21 protein-coding genes and 1 tRNA gene are annotated in these 18,050 nt (G+C 46.1%); 10 read left to right on the top strand and 12 right to left on the bottom strand.

The window, feature by feature from the left end; genetic code table 11:
• Window positions 1-103 precede the first annotated feature (103 nt).
• Complete coding sequence (locus VFC92_11310; protein ID HZK08776.1) at window positions 104-1,387, top strand: adenylosuccinate synthase; 1,284 nt, start codon at window positions 104-106, stop codon at window positions 1,385-1,387.
• Window positions 1,388-1,518: 131 nt separating this feature from the next.
• Here the strand turns inward: VFC92_11310 and nadD are convergent, their stop codons facing one another.
• Window positions 1,519-2,100: a nicotinate (nicotinamide) nucleotide adenylyltransferase gene (gene nadD, locus VFC92_11315; GenBank protein ID HZK08777.1), complete on the bottom strand. Its 582-nt coding sequence runs from the start codon at window positions 2,098-2,100 to the stop codon at window positions 1,519-1,521.
• 106 nt (window positions 2,101-2,206) lie between these two features.
• On the opposite strand from nadD, the gene VFC92_11320 reads away from it, so the two are divergent.
• Window positions 2,207-2,392, top strand: coding sequence for a hypothetical protein (locus tag VFC92_11320; protein HZK08778.1), 186 nt, complete (start codon window positions 2,207-2,209; stop codon window positions 2,390-2,392).
• 23 nt (window positions 2,393-2,415) lie between these two features.
• Here VFC92_11320 and VFC92_11325 read toward each other — a convergent pair whose 3' ends face one another.
• The 3 genes from VFC92_11325 to VFC92_11335 are packed head-to-tail and all read right to left on the bottom strand — an operon-like array spanning window position 2,416 to window position 4,926.
• Window positions 2,416-3,465 (bottom strand): hypothetical protein, encoded by a 1,050-nt coding sequence (locus VFC92_11325; protein HZK08779.1) that lies wholly within the window; start codon window positions 3,463-3,465, stop codon window positions 2,416-2,418.
• Window positions 3,466-3,478: 13 nt separating this feature from the next.
• A complete protein-coding gene (gene gmk, locus VFC92_11330) occupies window positions 3,479-4,042 on the bottom strand; it encodes a guanylate kinase (GenBank protein ID HZK08780.1) in 564 nt (187 codons plus the stop codon).
• Between the two features lie 5 nt (window positions 4,043-4,047).
• Window positions 4,048-4,926, bottom strand: coding sequence for a YicC/YloC family endoribonuclease (locus VFC92_11335; GenBank protein ID HZK08781.1), 879 nt, complete (start codon window positions 4,924-4,926; stop codon window positions 4,048-4,050).
• Window positions 4,927-5,169: 243 nt separating this feature from the next.
• On the opposite strand from VFC92_11335, the gene VFC92_11340 reads away from it, so the two are divergent.
• Window positions 5,170-5,916: a LytTR family DNA-binding domain-containing protein gene (locus tag VFC92_11340; GenBank protein HZK08782.1), complete on the top strand. Its 747-nt coding sequence runs from the start codon at window positions 5,170-5,172 to the stop codon at window positions 5,914-5,916.
• 71 nt (window positions 5,917-5,987) lie between these two features.
• On the opposite strand, the gene VFC92_11345 is transcribed toward VFC92_11340, so the two are convergent.
• Window positions 5,988-6,061 (bottom strand) — tRNA-Ile (locus VFC92_11345).
• Window positions 6,062-6,183: 122 nt separating this feature from the next.
• On the opposite strand from VFC92_11345, the gene VFC92_11350 reads away from it, so the two are divergent.
• From VFC92_11350 to VFC92_11365, 4 genes are all read left to right on the top strand, one after another.
• The gene (locus VFC92_11350; protein HZK08783.1) at window positions 6,184-6,822 is read left to right on the top strand and encodes an HAD family phosphatase; all 639 of its coding nucleotides are present in this window, start codon (window positions 6,184-6,186) and stop codon (window positions 6,820-6,822) included.
• 293 nt (window positions 6,823-7,115) lie between these two features.
• Window positions 7,116-8,345 (top strand): isocitrate dehydrogenase (NADP(+)), encoded by a 1,230-nt coding sequence (locus VFC92_11355; GenBank protein HZK08784.1) that lies wholly within the window; start codon window positions 7,116-7,118, stop codon window positions 8,343-8,345.
• A gap of 91 nt (window positions 8,346-8,436) precedes the next feature.
• Window positions 8,437-9,741, top strand: coding sequence for a citrate (Si)-synthase (locus VFC92_11360; GenBank protein ID HZK08785.1), 1,305 nt, complete (start codon window positions 8,437-8,439; stop codon window positions 9,739-9,741).
• 82 nt (window positions 9,742-9,823) lie between these two features.
• A complete protein-coding gene (locus VFC92_11365) occupies window positions 9,824-10,234 on the top strand; it encodes a secondary thiamine-phosphate synthase enzyme YjbQ (protein ID HZK08786.1) in 411 nt (136 codons plus the stop codon).
• Window positions 10,235-10,370: 136 nt separating this feature from the next.
• On the opposite strand, the gene VFC92_11370 is transcribed toward VFC92_11365, so the two are convergent.
• The 6 genes from VFC92_11370 to VFC92_11395 form a co-directional block, all read right to left on the bottom strand.
• Entirely contained in the window at window positions 10,371-11,219 is an 849-nt protein-coding gene (locus tag VFC92_11370) for a T9SS type A sorting domain-containing protein (GenBank protein HZK08787.1), read from the bottom strand.
• A 36-nt stretch (window positions 11,220-11,255) separates the two neighbouring features.
• On the bottom strand, window positions 11,256-11,864 hold the full coding sequence (locus VFC92_11375) for an ACP phosphodiesterase (protein HZK08788.1): 609 nt from the start codon (window positions 11,862-11,864) through the stop codon (window positions 11,256-11,258).
• An 18-nt stretch (window positions 11,865-11,882) separates the two neighbouring features.
• Window positions 11,883-12,995 carry a methylmalonyl Co-A mutase-associated GTPase MeaB gene (gene meaB, locus VFC92_11380; GenBank protein HZK08789.1) on the bottom strand — a complete coding sequence of 371 codons (1,113 nt, stop codon included), beginning with the start codon at window positions 12,993-12,995 and terminating at the stop codon, window positions 11,883-11,885.
• A 153-nt stretch (window positions 12,996-13,148) separates the two neighbouring features.
• On the bottom strand, window positions 13,149-13,619 hold the full coding sequence (gene pyrI / locus VFC92_11385; GenBank protein HZK08790.1) for an aspartate carbamoyltransferase regulatory subunit: 471 nt from the start codon (window positions 13,617-13,619) through the stop codon (window positions 13,149-13,151).
• Between the two features lie 39 nt (window positions 13,620-13,658).
• The gene (pyrB, locus tag VFC92_11390) at window positions 13,659-14,567 is read right to left on the bottom strand and encodes an aspartate carbamoyltransferase (protein ID HZK08791.1); all 909 of its coding nucleotides are present in this window, start codon (window positions 14,565-14,567) and stop codon (window positions 13,659-13,661) included.
• A gap of 320 nt (window positions 14,568-14,887) precedes the next feature.
• Window positions 14,888-15,646 carry a hypothetical protein gene (locus VFC92_11395; GenBank protein HZK08792.1) on the bottom strand — a complete coding sequence of 253 codons (759 nt, stop codon included), beginning with the start codon at window positions 15,644-15,646 and terminating at the stop codon, window positions 14,888-14,890.
• A gap of 1 nt (window position 15,647) precedes the next feature.
• Here VFC92_11395 and VFC92_11400 point away from each other — a divergent pair, with 1 nt between their 5' ends.
• From VFC92_11400 to VFC92_11410, 3 genes are all read left to right on the top strand, one after another.
• Window positions 15,648-15,776: a hypothetical protein gene (locus VFC92_11400; GenBank protein ID HZK08793.1), complete on the top strand. Its 129-nt coding sequence runs from the start codon at window positions 15,648-15,650 to the stop codon at window positions 15,774-15,776.
• Window positions 15,777-15,992: 216 nt separating this feature from the next.
• Entirely contained in the window at window positions 15,993-16,670 is a 678-nt protein-coding gene (ung, locus tag VFC92_11405) for a uracil-DNA glycosylase (GenBank protein HZK08794.1), read from the top strand.
• 44 nt (window positions 16,671-16,714) lie between these two features.
• Window positions 16,715-17,182: a DUF2147 domain-containing protein gene (locus tag VFC92_11410; protein ID HZK08795.1), complete on the top strand. Its 468-nt coding sequence runs from the start codon at window positions 16,715-16,717 to the stop codon at window positions 17,180-17,182.
• Window positions 17,183-17,291: 109 nt separating this feature from the next.
• Here VFC92_11410 and VFC92_11415 read toward each other — a convergent pair whose 3' ends face one another.
• Window positions 17,292-18,020 (bottom strand): lysophospholipid acyltransferase family protein, encoded by a 729-nt coding sequence (locus VFC92_11415; GenBank protein HZK08796.1) that lies wholly within the window; start codon window positions 18,018-18,020, stop codon window positions 17,292-17,294.
• Window positions 18,021-18,050 lie beyond the last annotated feature (30 nt).

Genomic DNA, 18,050 nt, shown 5'->3' on the forward strand with positions numbered 1-18,050 from the left:
TGTCAGATCCGGATAATTTTTAAATTTGTTATGCAAAGTTGATTGAATACTTTTGTAGAAAATCGGCTTTGCATTATTATTTTAATACAAAATCAAAAAAAATATGAAAGTTGACGTACTGCTGGGATTGCAATGGGGCGACGAAGGCAAAGGTAAAATTGTGGATGTGCTTGCACCCCGTTACGATATCATCGCACGGTTTCAGGGAGGACCCAACGCGGGCCACACCATCATATTCGACGGACTTAAATTCGTTTTACACACCATTCCTTCAGGGATATTTGATGAGTCGAAGCTCAATATCATCGGCAACGGAGTCGTCATCGATCCCTACATCTTCAGCAAAGAGGTAGAACAACTCAGAAGCAAAAACATCAATCCACACCACAATCTGCTCATCTCCAAAAAATCGCATCTGATTTTACCCACCCACCGGCTGCTGGATGCCGTGTACGAAAAAGCGATGGGTAAAAATCGCATAGGCTCTACCCTGAAAGGAATCGGGCCAACCTACACCGATAAAACTGCCCGTCAGGGAATTCGTGTCGGCGAAATTCACAAAGACGATTTCAGCAGCCAGTATCGGTTACTCAAAGAAAAACACCAGCGCATCATTGATTCGTACAATGCAGATATCGCCGATATAAAAATCGACGGACTTGAATTTGATAGCTACGAAAAACAATGGCTCGAAGCTATCGAATTGCTGAAAACCTACCACCAAACCGACAGCGAACATTTTATCAACAGCAGTCTGCGCTCCGGCAAACGCATTCTGGCCGAAGGTGCACAGGGGACACTGCTCGACATCGAATTTGGCGCCTATCCTTTCGTTACCTCCTCCAACACTATTGCGGCTGGCGTATGCTCAGGTCTGGGTATTGCTCCATCAAAAGTAGGACGCGTTTACGGCACCTTCAAAGCATATTGTACACGCGTGGGCAGCGGGCCATTTCCCACCGAGCTGCACGACGAGGCAGGCGCATTGATGCGCGATCGCGGACACGAATTCGGATCAACTACCGGACGCCCGCGCCGCTGTGGATGGCTCGACCTCACAGCACTAAAATATTCCATTATGCTCAACGGCATTACTGATTTGGTGATCACCAAAGGCGACGTGCTCGATGTGTTTGATGAACTGAAGATCGGAATGCATTACAAACTAAACGGAGAAACCATCGACCATGTGCCATTTGAATTCCATGAGGTGACACCTGTTTATGAAACCATAAAAGGCTGGAACCAATCCCTTGAGAACATTACCTCACAGAATGAATTTCCTGCCGCTTTCGCAGATTACATCAGTTTTATTCAAACCCACACACAAACTCCAATCAGCATTGTATCGGTTGGCCCCGATCGCAGACAGACTATTGAGGTTTAGTAAGAAGAGATGAGTGGTGAGAGATGAGAAAAAAGAATTATTTTAGAGAAGCATGGAAGTGCGTCTGGAAATAATGATTCCGAATGATTGACGATTGAAAACCTAACAACTTCTTCTGACAACCGGATTTTCTACTTTTCGTAAAAATGCATTTCACGGATGTACTCCCATACGCCGGAAGGCAGCATGTAACGGACGTCTTTGCCGGCAGCGATAGCTTGGCGTAAGAAACTTGATGAAATGTCGAGGAGCGGTGCATCAAAATATTGGATGGATGGATGGCCTGCAAATTCGCCCTTATCGAAACCCGGACGGTTGTAAATGTAAAATTTGTAAAACTCAAGGAGTGCCCGGTAATTTTTCCATTGCGGAAGCGAACCTAAAATATCAGTGCCGGCGATGATTACCAATTCATAATCGGGATGGCGCTCACTGAGCCTTGTCAGCGTATCGATGGTGTAGCTGGGGCGCGGCATCTCAAACTCGATATCAGTAACGTCCAGTGTGGGATTTTCACGGATGGCGGTTTTGAGCATCGCCAGCCGGTGGTGGTCGGCCAGAAGCTCACGCTTTTCCTTCAAAGGATTTTCGGGCGACACCACAAACCAGACTTCATCGAGGTCGGTAAACTGATGCATGTATCCCGCCACGATCATGTGCCCGATGTGTACCGGATTGAACGAACCAAATAATAATCCTATCTTATTCTTCATACCTGTGAACTATTGTACAGCCAAAATAAATACTTTTCATCTCATGGCAATCGTTTATTTCATAGTGTATTACCCTTAATAATTTAACTTTTAAAAGCACAACATCATGAAACGTAAAACAGTAAACCAGCTTCTCGAACAACTCTACGAACGCTTTTCGTGGGAAGAGATCAATAAAAACAGCAAGATAAAAAAACTCAAAGACAAGCTCTTCAACATCAAACTTACAACCGTTAATGGAGGCAAAGTTTGGATAGAAAATTCAGACGAAATTTCAAAGATGCTTCTGTAATCCAATTGAAGTTTCTGGCTGCTTTAAACCTTGTGGCTTTTCAATAGTTTTTTGATTCGCCTCACCTTACTCCAATGCCCCGAAAGTATAGCAACATTCCCGCTAAGGCGGATTTCCATTTTGCTGAACATCAATTTCAGCCATTTCACCCCTTTCGTATTTAGCAACATTTCGTTTTTAGCATTAACCCCGGTTGACTTTCCTATAACCGAAGCTACCAGCGCATCAACACCAGTCAAGGCTCTCACCTTAACATGCAATGCGCTTCTCAAAAGCCACAGTATTATTCCGGCAATTACTACAATATTAAGCAGCAGCATCCAAACGTTGCTCAAAGTTAAAAATGCAGTGTTCAGATCGACGCCGTGCAGTCGCATGTAAATATTAGCAAGAGTAAAGTCCAAAAACATAGCACCGCCAAGAGCTATGAGGAGTGTATCTTTTGCCGAAAGTTTTTCAGGCGTGCTATTTTTAAGTTGGATAATGGCAAAATCTTTTTCTATTGCTGGCGCAACCGCGGCATGCTTCAGCGGATAAAGTAAAGGATCGATTGATGGGAGAAGACAAACCGTGTAACGAGCTGCAACGGCAGGCAAATCCATTTCGGTGATCACCTTTTCGATTTCGTGCAGCACCGATTGCACCTCCGAATAAGCCGAATCCGATAACGCAATACCACCGGGCACAGCTGCCAGGCTGATGCGTTGTGCAATGTTGGCATCCGCTCCGATGGCCATTCCCTGCTCGTCAACGCGCACTTCGCCAATGTGAATTGCCTGACGGGGCGCAATTAGATTTTTATCAAAATGGGACGTAATACTATATTCCTTCCATTCCGCAGCAATCATTTTAGCTGCATTCAACGCATGTTTTACAGTGGTGAGCGTAACCAGCACTTGCGATGCCTGATGCAAAACCAGCTGTCCACTCAAACTTGCAGCGATTTCGCCAATGATGCGCACAAAATATTTCATCGCCGATTGATGCTCCGCCACATTTTGCGCTGGGGCAGGAACGCTCTGGTGTAAATCCACGAATAAAATGACGGACGGCTGGTGGTTGCTTTTGGTCATAATTATTGAGATTTTATGATTCTAAAAACTCAAGGATGATCCGACGGGTTTCCTCAATCGCTGTCGAAAGGTCATTATTTACAACAATTGCATCAAACTCTGGCGCAAAGGTCAATTCATAATCCGCCTTCAGCACGCGTTCTCTAATGGTAGCCTCATCATCGGTAGCACGCAGACGCAGGCGTTTTTCAAGCTCAGCCACCGATGGTGCTTTTATGAAAATGGCAAGACATTTCGTGCCGTATTGCCGCTTAATATTCAGGCCACCCAGTACATCCACATCAAAAATTACATGCCGGCCCTGGCTCCAGATGCGCTCTACTTCACTGCGCAAGGTGCCATAATAGCTTCCGGGATACACTTCTTCCCATTCGATAAAATCGGCAGCATCAATTTTTTGTCTGAAGGCTTCCGGTGTTAAAAAATAATAGTCGCGACCATCAACCTCGCCCTGACGCGGCGCACGGCTGCATGCCGACACCGAAAATGCCAGGTTGAGATCAGCAGCCAAAACTTGTTTAACGATAGAGGTCTTGCCCGATCCGGAAGGCGCTGAAATGACAATCATTTTACCCATCTCGATTACAAAATATTAAAAAGCTGTTCTTTTATTTTCTCCAACTCATCTTTCATCTGCACCACCAGGCGCTGCATTTCGTAGTCGGAAGCTTTGGAACCAATGGTGTTAATCTCACGCCCCACCTCCTGGCTGATAAAGTTGAGTTTCTTGCCGCTGGAGGTACTGTTTTCTTCCACCGTTTGCATAAAATAATTGCAATGCTGGCTCAGACGCACCTTCTCTTCGGTGATATCAATTTTCTCGAGATAATAGATGATTTCCTGCTCGAAACGATTTTGATCAATGTTTTGTGTTTCGAAATATTTCTCGAGGTCTTTGCGCAATTTTTCGCGAATTCGCTCAATGCGTGCTACTTCAAAAGGTTCGATCTGCAGCAGGTAATCCTGAATAAGTCCGATGCGCAACTCAAGGTCGATCTGTAACAGACGCCCTTCTTGTTGGCGCGATTGGTCGCAAAGCTCTGCAGCCTCATCCACAACCAGACGCATGGCATTCCAGGTGTCGTCGTCAAGAACTTCGGGCGCCGGCTGAACCACCTCGGGCAACCTTAGAATAACATCGACAAAGTTTTGTTTTTCGTCCAGATCGAGTTCGTGCTGCAACTGCCTGATCTCTTCAAAATATCTACGGGCAAGGGTTTTATTAATGATAAAGCTTTCGGCGGTCTGCGAAGCATCCACCTGGATGGTCAGCTCCACTTTTCCACGCTCAAGGCGCTGCAAAAGAGATGTGCGCAGTTCCAGTTCTTTTTCTTTAAACAAAGACGGCATGCGCATTTGCAAATCAAATTGCTTGCTGTTGATTGTTTTTATCTCGATGGTGTATTTGCGGTCGCCATCTCCACCTTCGGCCCGGCCATAGCCAGTCATTGATTTGATCATAAATATTGAGAATTTAGACAACAAAGATAAATTTTAAACAACAACAGCAATTGATGCTGCATGCAACGCTTCATATGCTGGTTGCTTTTTTATTAAAAAAATTATTAATAAAGCTTTTAATCCATTAAGTATAATAGCGTTTGCATTCAAGTCAAATAAACAGACAAAACTTCACTATCGACAGATTTTTATTACTTTTACCGTGCCTGAAAAAAAATCATTAGTAACGAAAATCTTATTTCTATGCCAACTGCTGTAATTGTGGAAGATGAGTTGGGTGCGCGTGAAACATTGCGTGAACTTTTATCACAGCATTGCCCGCAGATAAATGTGATAGGAGAAGCTCACGATGTGAAAAGCGGCATCGACTGCATCAATCGTTACCATCCTGACATCGTTTTTCTGGACATTCAAATGCCTGATGGCGATGGATTTGATTTGATAACAAAATTATCGAACATCAATTTTAATGTGATTTTTACAACGGCCTACAGCGACTATGCAATCAAAGCTTTTAAATACAGCGCCACGCATTACTTGCTCAAACCTATTATCGCAGATGAGCTAATCGAAGCAGTAGATAAAGCATCGAAAAAGTTGCAGGACAAAGAAGTTGCCGAGCAAATGCGCAAACTCTTCAGCAGCCTGCCCGACATGATCAAATCCGACAAGCTGGTGCTTAGCACCAATACCGCCATTACCGTGGTTCGTCTTGCCGAAATTATCATGTGTCGTTCCGATCGTAACTATACCACATTTTATCTGGAAGACGGGAACGAAATCACCGTATCCAAGACGCTCAAAGAATATGAAAATTTGCTTAATACAGATATTTTCTTCAGATCACACCGTCAGTACCTTGTTAATATAAACCACATTAAGTCGTTTCAACGATCGAATGGCAGGACAATAAAACTTACCTGCGATCTCGAAGCTCCGGTGTCGATGAGAAAACACGAACAACTGATGGAACTTTTGCTGCATCTGTGAAATCCGATTTTTAACAAAACAAAAATGCCATCCTGAGTAAAGTGGATGGCATTTTTGTTTTGGTCTTTTTGTGGGCCCACCTGGACTTGAACCAGGGGCCTACTGATTATGAGTCAGTTGCTCTAACCAACTGAGCTATAGGCCCAATCATCATTTCGATGATGCCCTTTCATTTTGAAAAGGGCTGCAAAAATAGTCTTTGCCTTGCAATTCACAAAAGTATTTTTGATATTTTTGTCCAACTCATCATAAACTAACGAAGTAACTATGCAAGATTCACAAAATATCAAAAATCTAATTCTCGATTTCGGAGGTGTTATTTACGACATCAGTCACCAAAAACAACAAGATGCCTTCGAGGCTCTCGGCTACAAAGGATTCAACAAAGTCTATTCGCAAGCACGCCAAAACCCGTTATTTGCTGATTTGGAATGTGGCCGTATTTCAGATAAGGATTTCAGAGCTGCTGCCAAAACATTCCTCGGGCTGGATATTGCCGACCAGCAACTCGATAAACTTTGGAATAGCATCCTGATAGGTTTTGTGCCTGAGCGTATCGAATTGCTGAAGCATCTGCAGAAAAACTATCGGCTTTTTTTGCTTAGCAACACCAACAGCATTCATTTCCAGGTTTACATGCGCGAGTTTAAAGAACGATTTGGTTATGATTTCGAATCGCTTTTTGAGAAAGCATTTTGGTCGTTTCAGATCGGCATGCGTAAGCCCGACGCTGAAATCTTTAATATGGTGCTCAAAAGTTGTGATCTTAAAGCTGAGGAATCCCTGTTTGTCGACGACACAGGCGCTAACATTGAAGCAGCCACTGCGGTGGGAATGTCGGCACACCTGCTTGCTGCCCCTCAGGAGCTTTCTGATCTTTTCGACCACAGCTACCAGCTTTTGTAGCAGCGCGAATTATAATTCCGACACTTCCTCTATTTTTCCAAATTCCTCATGTAACTGATCGAAGATCTTGCGCAATATGTTGGAGAGGTTTTTAAGAGTTCATCGCTTTATTTTTCATTGTTTTTGATCATGAGATAAATGGTGGATTTTCTGATACCAAGCTTGTCAGCCGTTAATTAATCTTAAAAGGCGCAGTTGTAAATCATCCGTTGGGTTCACAATGGTAAATTTGCACTAATTAATAACCTTTGGGAATCTGAAATATCAGTCTCCTGGCAAAAAAGCAGAACAAAATGACGAAAATCAAAGTACACAATCCTGTTGTCGAATTGGATGGCGACGAAATGACCCGGATAATATGGGCGATGATCAAAGAAAAACTCATCTTCCCATACCTCGATCTGGATATAAAATATTACGACCTGGGCATCGAGAAACGCGACGAAACCAACGACCAGATTACCATCGATGCAGCTCATGCCATTGCCAAATACAATGTTGGGATAAAATGTGCCACCATTACACCTGACGAAAAAAGAGTAGAAGAATTTGGATTGAAGAAAATGTGGCGTTCGCCCAATGGCACTATCCGAAACATATTGGGAGGAACGGTTTTCAGGGAGCCTATTTTGATAAAAAATGTACCTCGTCTGGTTCCGGGATGGACCGCTCCTATTTGCATCGGGCGTCACGCATTTGGCGATCAATACAGTGCTACCGATTTCCGCGTGCATGGCAAAGGCAAACTCACCATCACTTTTACACCCGACGACGGAAAACCGGTGCAGAGTTATGATGTTTACAGCTTTGAAAACGACGGTGTGGCAATGGCCATGTACAACACCGACGAATCTATCCGTGGATTTGCCCACGCCTGCTTCAATATGGCGCTACAAAAACGATGGCCGCTTTATCTCTCCACAAAAAATACCATCTTGAAAAAGTACGATGGCCGTTTCAAAGATATCTTTCAGGAGATTTTTGAAGATGAATACCAATCCCAATTTTCTGAAGCCGGCATCACTTACGAGCATCGCCTCATCGACGACATGGTGGCTGCTGCACTGAAGTGGGAAGGCAATTTTGTGTGGGCTTGCAAAAATTATGATGGCGACGTACAATCCGATACCGTTGCGCAGGGTTTTGGCTCGCTGGGGCTGATGACCTCCGTGCTGGTGACACCTGACGGTAAAACCATGGAAGCCGAAGCTGCGCATGGAACCGTTACGCGGCACTACCGGATGCACGAGCAAGGAAAACCTACTTCTACCAACCCGATAGCTTCCATCTTTGCCTGGACACGGGGGCTGGCGCACCGCGGGCGCCTCGACAATAAACAGCCGCTGATCGACTTTGCGGCAAGCCTTGAGCAGGTGTGCATCGAAACCGTGGAATCAGGCCAGATGACCAAAGATCTGGCGTTGCTCATCCACGGCGCAAAGCTTACCACTAAAGATTATCTCAACACCGAAAACTTCTTGGATGCACTCGGTAATAATCTTAGGAAAAAACTGAACAGATAACCGTTTCCGCGTGTTGACAGTATCGCTAAAACTAACGACATTTGGCTTTCCGGTTCAACAGAAAACATTCACTCAATAATAGCTTTTTATCATGGCCAGCTTAAAAGAAAAATTAAGACAAAAAATAGAAGAGCATCGCCCACGCACCGAACGGCTGCTCAAAGAATACGGCGACGTGGTGGTGGATAAAATTACCATCGCGCAAGTGATCGGCGGCATGCGCGGACTCAAGAGCCTCGTTACCGATATATCCTATCTCGATCCGGAAGAAGGCATCCGTTATCGCAACTACACCCTGCCCGAGGTTTTTGAAAAACTCCCCAAACCCAAAGGCGCCGAAATGCCATACGTGGAAGGACTTTTTTACCTGCTGCTCACCGGTGATATTCCCAACCAGGCCGAAGTGGACGACGTAGTGGATGAATTTCGCAAGCGACGCATTGTGCCTCGTTACGTTTATGATGTCATCGATGCATTCCCATGTTGCAGCCATCCGATGGCCATCTTTGCCAATGCCATCCTGACGCTTCACCGCGAATCGTTTTTTGCAAAAAAATATGCTGCCGGCATCAGCAAAAATGAATATTGGGATCCTACTTTTGAGGATGCCATGAATCTGCTGGCAAAGCTACCCGAGATAGCTTCGTACATATACGCAAAGCTTTACCGCGACGGCAAACGCACCCAAAGCGATCCTAACCTCGACATCGGCGCCGACTTCGCACACATGATGATGAAGCCCAAACCCTACGACGATGTATCGCGGCTGCATTTTATCATCCACAGCGACCATGAAAGCGGCAACGTAAGCGCGCACACCGGACACCTGGTGGCAAGCACTCTTGCCGACATTTATCAGGCAATAGCCGCCATGATCAACGGGCTGGCAGGACCTCTGCATGGACTGGCAAATCAGGAGGTGCTGCGCTGGCTGCAGGAACTAAAAGAAAAAATGGGCGATGAGGTACCCACCGAAGATGAGATGAAACAATTTGTGTGGGATACCCTCAACTCGGGGCAGGTGATTCCCGGCTATGGGCACGCCGTGCTACGCAAGACCGACCCACGCTACACCATCCAGCGCGAGTTTAGCCTCAAGCACATGGCCGACGACAAACTATTTAAATACGTCGACATGCTTTACAAAGTGGTGCCACCCATCCTGAAAGAACAAGGCAAAGCTAAAAACCCGTGGCCCAATCTTGACGCTCAAACCGGTGTCATCCAGTGGCATTACGGCGTTACCGAATACGACTTCTACACAGTGCTCTTCGGTGTTGGCCGCTCTATAGGTATCTGCGCCAACATCATCTGGGACCGCGCCTTGCATTATCCGCTTGAGCGTCCCAAATCCATAACCACCGACATGCTCGAAAAAATAGCAGGAATAAAATAATCGTTCTTTTTAATAAAATAAAAAAAGGAGCTCCTGATTTTTTGGGGCTCCTTTTTTAGCTTTTAATACAAAACATACCACAATGACGCACCAAATCGAATTTCGATTGCCCGCCTTTCGCCGCGGCATCCACCTCATCACCGACTACATCAGTGCACAACTTCCCACTCTGCCAGAGCAGGGTTTGTTGCATGTTTTCCTTATGCACACCTCGGCAGGATTGATCATCAACGAAAATGCTGATCCTACCGTGCTCAGCGATATGGAAACTTTTTTTGATAAATATGTGCCCGAAAACCAAAGCTGGTATTGCCACACCATGGAAGGCTCCGACGACATGCCGGCACATATCAAAACTGCTCTCACCGGCACTTCGGTAACCATTCCTATCCGCAATGGCCGCATGCACCTGGGTACCTGGCAGGGAATTTATCTCTGCGAATACCGCAACCACGGCGGCGAACGCAAAATCTGCGCGACGGTGATGGGGTGAGAAATCGTTGACACAAAAGTTGGAAGCTTTGTCCGGAATGGGCTTTAGAAGAAAATATTTATACTAAAAACCCCGCAGCGTTTCTTTCACTACGGGGTTTGTGTTTTGTTGTTGATAACTTTTAAAACGATAAAACTTATCGCACGATAAACTTGCGTGAGGTACTGATGCCGTCGGAAGGGACGAGGGTATAGAAATAATTGCCTGTTGGCAAATCCGAAACATTCATCTTTATTTGGTTGGCGCCTGGCATAAAGCGTTGTGCGGCTTGTCGTTGCAACACTCTTCCGGAGATGTCGAAAACAGCAACGGAAATCTCATCGGCCGACTGCAGCTCAAACGGAATGGTAAGTTCACTGGCGACAGGGTTGGGATACGCTTGTCCTATTCCGGCAAAAACCGGGCTTAGCTCTTCCTGGCCTGCAAAACCCGAAAACGACAGATCGTCGATGGTATAGGATGATCCTGGCGTGGCTGTGTTCTGGCTGTTTCCTAAGATAAATGAAATAACACATGAATCGGGTGTAGCGGTGCCTTCATAAAAGATGTTTATGGTGAAGGGTGAAAAGTCTTCAAACGTTTTTGCAACCACCCCGATACCGGCACCTATAACGTTTTCGTTATCCAAAAACATCCCGGCGAAAATCATCAAGGTGTCGTTGTCCAGTGGCGCACCTTTAATGTAGCCGGTGAGCTTAGCATGACGCTGATTGACAGCAAACGGCTCGGTTATGATAATGGGTGCAACAATGCCAAAATCGGGAACCTCAGCGGCCTTGAGTTCGACGCCATAGCCTGTTCTGCCTTCTACCTTCAGGACGTTAGAAAAATCCCCCATGCTAAAAGGAGCCATCCATCCCTCGGGTTGTTCACCACCCGACAGGTTTATCTCCCAATTTTCGAAGTCCCCGTTGGGAACCTGTGCCATTAGGCCCGAGCCAATAAATAAAATAAGAGCGAAAATTAAAAATGTACTTTTTTTCATGTTATTGAGATTTAAGTTATTAAAAAGTGAATTTATTTATGTTTTAATCAATAGTTCTTTTTTAATTTCCGGAATCTGTTGTTGGGCATAAGCCACAAGGTCAGGAAAAAAACAAAGGAAATCATTTTTCAATTCCTCATAATACATCACCAGTTCCTCAGTAGCATGCTGCATCTGCGAATCGAAGCGGGTTCGTTGCGCCAAGCCGCTCAGCGCCATCCCTACATTGTCGATAAAAGCATAAGAGGCCAGCCAGTTTCCCATTGCCATACCCGCAAGCACACGTTTCATGCGCGGCGGCATCACCAGATAATGGGCAAAGAGAACACGATAAGCGTTTTTAGTATAGAGCTGCAGCGACTGCTCTGAGTAGTCTTTCCAGTTGGCAGCCAGAAAATGATCGTAGTAAATGTCAACGATCACTCCCGAATATTTTCGGTAGCGGCTGCGGATACGCTGGCGACTTTGTGCCGTTACCGGGTGCTGGTCGGTGAAGGTGTCGATGTGCCGATGCAGAATGATGCCATGCTGTATTTCGGGTGCAAAAGCGAGAAACTGCTTTCCTTTTACACTGTCGGCAATAAAGTTGCCCACCATGATTTTGGGGTCACCAAACGAGAGGAAAAGATGTGCCAGATAATTCATCAGGCACTAAACAACGATTCACGGCTGATTGTTGCCTGATTGCTGCTGATCGTACAAATCAACCAATCGGCGGGCAGCCACGTAAGCGCTTACTTCATCGTAACGAACCGCCTTTTGCATTTGCGGAAGCGAGGCTTTTATTTTACCATCATTATAAAAATCGCTTTGCAAAATTTCATCTATGGCCTCTCGAAGGGTAAGGTTTTTCTGTTCCTGCCGGTTTTCCTGAAAAAACCCATTTTCACGCGTTTTGTCAAGATACTCCTGCACGCTGTCCCACATCTCTATGATGCCGGTACCAGCGCGAGCCGAACAGGTCTGTACCGGCGGTGTCCATCCGGAAGGAGCTGGCGGAAACAGGTGTAGGGCATTTTTATATTCAACCATGGCACGCTGGGCGGCCAACTTGTTGTCGCCGTCAGCTTTGTTTATGCAGATAATGTCGGCCATCTCCATGATGCCGCGTTTGATGCCCTGCAGTTCGTCGCCGGCTCCGGCCAGCATAAGCAACAGAAAAAAGTCAACCATGCCGTGCACGGTAGTCTCTGATTGTCCGACGCCAACAGTCTCTACAAAAATCACATCAAAACCTGCCGCCTCACAAAGGATAATGGATTCGCGGGTTTTGCGCGCCACGCCACCCAAAGAACCTGAAGAAGGCGAAGGGCGGATGAATGCATTTTTATCGACAGAGAGGTCTTCCATGCGCGTTTTGTCGCCCAGGATACTGCCTTTGGTGCGGGTGCTGCTGGGGTCGATGGCCAGCACCGCCAACTGATGACCAAGTGCGGTAAGATGCGTACCCAGCGCTTCGATGAAAGTACTCTTGCCTACGCCTGGAACGCCGGTAATTCCTATGCGAATCGAGTTTCCGGCATGCGGCAGACATCGGCTTATAATATCCTGCGCCAGCTCGTGATGCTGCTGCCGCGAACTTTCTACCAAGGTGATGGCCTGACTAAGCAGGACGCGGTCGCCCGCAAGGATTCCGTCAGCATATTCACGTGCGGTGAGCACCTTGCGCCCGGCACGCTTAAAACGCTCAACGGAAGATTTGCTGACCTGCTCAGGCTGCGGCACGCCGGCATTGACATGCAATGCAGAAGGATGATGATGATCGTTATCGGACATAAAATGAATGCTTTTTACAAAATTAACGTTAATAGCGTTAGCCATTATCCTCAACAACCAGATGTCAAAGTTTGTTGGAAAAAGCTCGTCCTGCGGCGCTCCCCTGTTTATTTTTCAATCTGATGGCTGCACGCTAATCTCTCCAACTGAATTTTAAAGAAACACAGCATCTTCCCGCAAGGTTGTTTTTTCACAATAACGACATCGCAGCTTCAGCGATTCCTCATCTTTTATTACATCAAAACTTGTGGTGATATGCTCATGGTTGGTGATGCAGTTGGGATTGAAACACCGGACGATCTTTTGTATGCGATCAGGAATTTGAACCCTTGATTTTTGCACCACTTTATAATCACGTATCTCAATAAGCGACGCATTAGGCGCTACCAGTGCGATCTTGTTCACCTCGTCGCTTTCAAAAAACTTGTTGCTCACCTTCACGATACCTTTGCGACCATATTTTTTGCTTTCCAGGTTGGTACCAAAAAGCACCTGCTCTTCGAGGTTTTCAAGACTGAGAATCTTGATAACTTTAAAAAGACTGTTGGCCGGGATGTGGTCGATAACCGTTCCGTTTTCGATGGCCGACACTTTGAGTTCTTTTCTTTGCTCGTTATTTTCCATGACAATGATTTTTTTATCAATAATAGAAACAATAAACCACTACTTAACGCCCAGAATAGCGGCCAGCAGTGCCTGACGCACAAAAACGCCGTTGAGTGCCTGGTGAAAATAATAGGCTTTGGGGTTGCTATCGACGTCGGCGGCAATTTCGTTGACGCGTGGCAGCGGATGCATAATAGCCATATTCGCACGAGACCCGGCCAGCATGCCGTTGCTCAGATTGTATGCATTTTTTACGCGCTCGTATTCGAGCGGATCAGAAAAGCGCTCTTTCTGGATGCGCGTCATGTAGATGATGTCCACCTTTGGTATTACCTCCAGCAAGTCGATGTACTGATAATAAGAAAGGTTGTTTTCTTTGATATGCCGCTTAACATAGCTCGGCAGCTTAAGCTCCGTGGGCGACACCAGGTGAAAAGTAGTGTTGTATTGCTTAAGCGCCATGGTAAGCGAATGCACAGTGCGCCCGTATTTGAGATCACCCACGAAAGCAATGTTGAGATTATCGAGCGTCCCTTGCGTCTTTCGTATCGAATACATGTCGAGCAGAGTTTGGGTGGGATGCTGGTTGGAACCGTCGCCGGCATTAATTACAGGCACCGGCGACACTTCGCTGGCATAGCGCGCACTGCCGTCAACCGGATGGCGCATCACGATAATGTCGCTGTAGTTGCTCACCGTGAGTATGGTGTCGTTGAGCGATTCGCCTTTGCTCACACTCGACGAAGCTACCGAGTCGAAGCCAATTACTTTGGCGCCCAGCCGCGACGCTGCACTCTCGAAGCTGAGCCGTGTGCGTGTGGATGGCTCAAAGAAAAGCATGGCCACCACATAGTCTTCGAGGATCTTCTGGGTTGGCTGCTGCTCAAATCCTTCGGCGATGTCCAGAATCTTAATCTGCTCCTCCTTGCTGAAGTCATTGATAGATATTAAACTCCTGTTTTTCATGTTTGTATGTTGATTTTTGTGTTGATCCCTGAACCTGATTTAACAAAAAAAAGAAGCACCTCACATGAGCATGCTTCTTTTTTAATTTCAAGTATTGTATTGGAACAGCGATGTGTTACCATGTTTTTTTAGAAGGCAAAATTAGAATAATCCGTCTTTGTGTTTCAAAGAGAGGAGAAATATTTTATTAACAGTAGATTAAATACATCCGCTAATCTCCGCCAATTAAGCGAATAGCCGCTAATTCTTTTTTAATTCATGTTAATTAGGCTCATTCGCGCTAATTCGCGGATGCCTTCCTTTTTAAGAACAGCTAAAAATCACAGCCTGTTGTAACGTTTGCCGAAGGTAAGGTTGAGATAAAAGTTGAAGAAATAATAATGCTTGTTCTCAAAAGCCATGAGTGCGATGGGCGTGATGTAGGCATCAATCATTGCACCTAACTCCAAGGCTTTGATGCTGGTGTTGTAAGCGCCAAAGTCGAAAGACAACCCACCTTTGACATAGCCGCCCGGATGAAAAGTTGTTTTCTGCAGACCGTCGATAAAAGGGGCGCGCCCGTAAATGTTATCCACAAAATGCTTATTAGGATCGTAGCGCCTGGATTCCGGTGACTCGTAGATGTCCTCGTTAAAAATGAATAGATAAATGGGTTTGCTGATGCCGATACTGATGCCGCCGTAATAGGCCAGTCGTACCTCTACCCCACCCCAGTAGGGCTTGCTGTTGAGCAAATGCTGTTGTCCGAAGCCGCTACGCAGATCGTAAACTTTGTTGAGCTTCCCGTACACATAACTATTGGCATCGCTGTAGTAGGCGCCGTAATAATTGATGCGAACCTGTTTGTTGGCACGAATTCCAAAAAACTCGACCTCCCAAACATTTTTAACAAAAGCATTCTGATTGTAAGCCTTTCGGAAAATAAGTCCCCAGCCGCTGGTATGCGCCATAGCGCCACCCATGATTTCGCGTTTCAGGATTACTTTGTTGAGGATGGTATCGATCTGATCGAAACGAACCTCCTTATCCTGCTGCGCCCTGAGCGGCATGGCTCCGGCAGCCAACAGCATTATCAACATTATGAAAGTAATTTTCCTGAACATGGGGATTTCATTAGTTTGCCCGACAGCGCCGCAGGCAATGTGGCAGGATTATGGACGCACCTCTTTCTGGTATTTTTGCACCTCGCCATACGCCGAACAATTGTGAGACGATTTACAGGCATTCATTGCAAAACCCAACATGATCAGGGCTGCCATCAAAACGATCATTCTCGATATTTTTTTCATATTTGCACGCATCATGTATTAATTATTGCCCGCAAGGAGCGACAATTTCAGTTTTTTGTAATAAACAGAAATTTAAACATAATATTGCCGCTAAATTACAAATGATCTTGTATTCTAAAACAAATATTTTGCTATCATGGCTACCGTAAATCCAACGATTGAGGCTGGCTGGGGAGCTGCTCTCGGGGAGCATTTCCAGTCGCCCTACTTTGCACAACTCAAAGACTTTCTGCTGCAGGAGCGGCAACAGCACCGGGTCTATCCCGCCGGAAAACACATCTTCAACGCTTTCGATCTCACGCCTTTCGACAAGGTAAAAGTGGTAATATTAGGCCAGGATCCGTATCATGGCCCCGGTCAGGCGCACGGGCTTTGTTTTTCGGTGATGCAGGGAGTGGCGCCGCCACCGTCGCTTGTGAATATTTTTAAAGAGCTACAAAGCGATCTGGGGATGCCGGTGCCCAATCATGGCGACCTGAGCCGCTGGGCCGAACAAGGCGTGCTGCTGCTCAACGCCACACTTACCGTGCGGGCGGGAGTGGCAGGCTCGCACCAAAACAAAGGGTGGGAGACTTTTACCGATGCAGCTATTCAAAAACTCGCCACCCAACGCGATCATCTGGTTTTTCTGCTGTGGGGAAATTACGCCATTAACAAACAGCGCCTTATCGATGCGGAGAAACACTGCATCCTCACCTCGCCACATCCTTCGCCACTTTCGGCAAGCCGCGGATTTTTTGGCAATCACCATTTTTCCAAAGCCAACGACTACCTGAAGCAGCATGGTATAAACGAGATCGACTGGCGATTATAAAAAAAGACAAAGGATAAAAGAAAAAAGATAAATAAATAACTGCAATGACAAAAAGCATAACACGCTCGCTCAGCATCATAATGATAATAATGTTTGCCTTTGCTCCGGGCAATGTTGCGGCGCAGGTGGCCGCCGATGAAGTAACAGGCATCTGGCTCAACGAAGACAAAGATGCTCATGTGGAAATCGAAAACCGCAGTGGTAAATATTATGGCGAAATCGTATGGCTCAAAACCCCCATCGACCCAGAAACCGGCAAAGCCAGACTCGACGACAAAAATCCGGATGCTGTCTCGCAAAAGCGTCCTCTCATGGGACTGCTATTACTTTCCGAATTTGTATTCGATGGCGATGACGAATGGAAAAACGGCACCGTTTACGATCCCAAAAGCGGCAAAACCTACAGTTGCTACATGGAGTTTACCGACAAAACCAAAAACAAGCTAAAGGTGCGTGGCTACATCGGCATATCGCTGCTGGGCCGCACTACCTACTGGACGCGGGTGGAATAAGGGGTGCTGGGTTGTCGGCATCGAGCTACTTCAAAATCCGACATTCTGCGGTTCGATAAACGTATTCGTTTTAAATCGTTAATCGTTAATTGTCATTCGTAAATCGTATTTATTTTAATACCGATGCGATGATGTCTGCAAAATCGCTGTGCAGCGTTTTCTTTTCTTCTTCGCTTAGCAGGCTCACATCCACCGGCGGATGTATGGTGAGCTGCACGGTGACAGGGGTGATTTTTCCGGTAGCTTCCACTATTTTATAAGTGCCGTCGATCGTGAGCGGCACAGCAATGGCGTTGGCTCCAATCACGAGTTTGAAAGCTCCGGGCTTAAACTTTCCCATGCGACGGCTCCTGCTTCGCGTGCCTTCCGGAAATATCACCATCGGATGTCCCTGCTGTATCTGCTGGCTGCCACGCTCGATGATGGTGAGCGACTGCCGCACATTTTTCCGATCGATCAAAAGGCAATGCATGGCACGCATCCAAACGTTGAGAAACGGAACACGTCCCAGCTCCTTTTTAGCAATAAAACCAATCGTTTTTGGGATAAATCCTACGATAAGCGGAATATCGGCAAGTCCCTGATGGTTGCTCACAAAGCACACCCGATTGCTTGTGGGCAAATTTTCCAACCCATGGATTTTTACTTTGGCACCGCCAACAAAAAGCATTTGTCGCGCATAAAACGAACTCATGGCGTTGGTGTAACGGTCGGCAAATTTGTTGGCTCTTACAAGATAGGCCAGCAGCGCCGGCACAAGGACAATCGGTGTAAGCAACGCCAGGATGATGATGTTGATTACAAACAACACATTACGGAAAGTAAACTTAAATCGCATGCTGCATTGCTTTTTAGGTTTTATATCTGC

The sequence above is a fragment of the Bacteroidales bacterium genome (genome assembly GCA_035647615.1).
Classification (GTDB): Bacteria; Bacteroidota; Bacteroidia; order Bacteroidales; family 4484-276; genus SABY01.

Coding starts and splice junctions, on each gene's coding strand:
- pyrI (HZK08790.1), bottom strand. CDS start 13,619: ATGGAAAATAACGAGCAAAGAAAAGAACTCAAAGTGTCGGCCATCGAA.
- VFC92_11400 (HZK08793.1), top strand. CDS start 15,648: ATGAAAGTAATTTTCCTGAACATGGGGATTTCATTAGTTTGCCCGACA.
- VFC92_11360 (HZK08785.1), top strand. CDS start 8,437: ATGGCCAGCTTAAAAGAAAAATTAAGACAAAAAATAGAAGAGCATCGC.
- VFC92_11415 (HZK08796.1), bottom strand. CDS start 18,020: ATGCGATTTAAGTTTACTTTCCGTAATGTGTTGTTTGTAATCAACATC.
- VFC92_11410 (HZK08795.1), top strand. CDS start 16,715: ATGACAAAAAGCATAACACGCTCGCTCAGCATCATAATGATAATAATG.
- VFC92_11320 (HZK08778.1), top strand. CDS start 2,207: ATGAAACGTAAAACAGTAAACCAGCTTCTCGAACAACTCTACGAACGC.
- VFC92_11335 (HZK08781.1), bottom strand. CDS start 4,926: ATGATCAAATCAATGACTGGCTATGGCCGGGCCGAAGGTGGAGATGGC.
- VFC92_11310 (HZK08776.1), top strand. CDS start 104: ATGAAAGTTGACGTACTGCTGGGATTGCAATGGGGCGACGAAGGCAAA.
- pyrB (HZK08791.1), bottom strand. CDS start 14,567: ATGAAAAACAGGAGTTTAATATCTATCAATGACTTCAGCAAGGAGGAG.
- gmk (HZK08780.1), bottom strand. CDS start 4,042: ATGGGTAAAATGATTGTCATTTCAGCGCCTTCCGGATCGGGCAAGACC.
- VFC92_11340 (HZK08782.1), top strand. CDS start 5,170: ATGCCAACTGCTGTAATTGTGGAAGATGAGTTGGGTGCGCGTGAAACA.
- VFC92_11365 (HZK08786.1), top strand. CDS start 9,824: ATGACGCACCAAATCGAATTTCGATTGCCCGCCTTTCGCCGCGGCATC.
- VFC92_11395 (HZK08792.1), bottom strand. CDS start 15,646: ATGTTGATAATGCTGTTGGCTGCCGGAGCCATGCCGCTCAGGGCGCAG.
- VFC92_11350 (HZK08783.1), top strand. CDS start 6,184: ATGCAAGATTCACAAAATATCAAAAATCTAATTCTCGATTTCGGAGGT.
- VFC92_11355 (HZK08784.1), top strand. CDS start 7,116: ATGACGAAAATCAAAGTACACAATCCTGTTGTCGAATTGGATGGCGAC.
- VFC92_11325 (HZK08779.1), bottom strand. CDS start 3,465: ATGACCAAAAGCAACCACCAGCCGTCCGTCATTTTATTCGTGGATTTA.
- ung (HZK08794.1), top strand. CDS start 15,993: ATGGCTACCGTAAATCCAACGATTGAGGCTGGCTGGGGAGCTGCTCTC.
- meaB (HZK08789.1), bottom strand. CDS start 12,995: ATGTCCGATAACGATCATCATCATCCTTCTGCATTGCATGTCAATGCC.
- VFC92_11375 (HZK08788.1), bottom strand. CDS start 11,864: ATGAATTATCTGGCACATCTTTTCCTCTCGTTTGGTGACCCCAAAATC.
- nadD (HZK08777.1), bottom strand. CDS start 2,100: ATGAAGAATAAGATAGGATTATTATTTGGTTCGTTCAATCCGGTACAC.
- VFC92_11370 (HZK08787.1), bottom strand. CDS start 11,219: ATGAAAAAAAGTACATTTTTAATTTTCGCTCTTATTTTATTTATTGGC.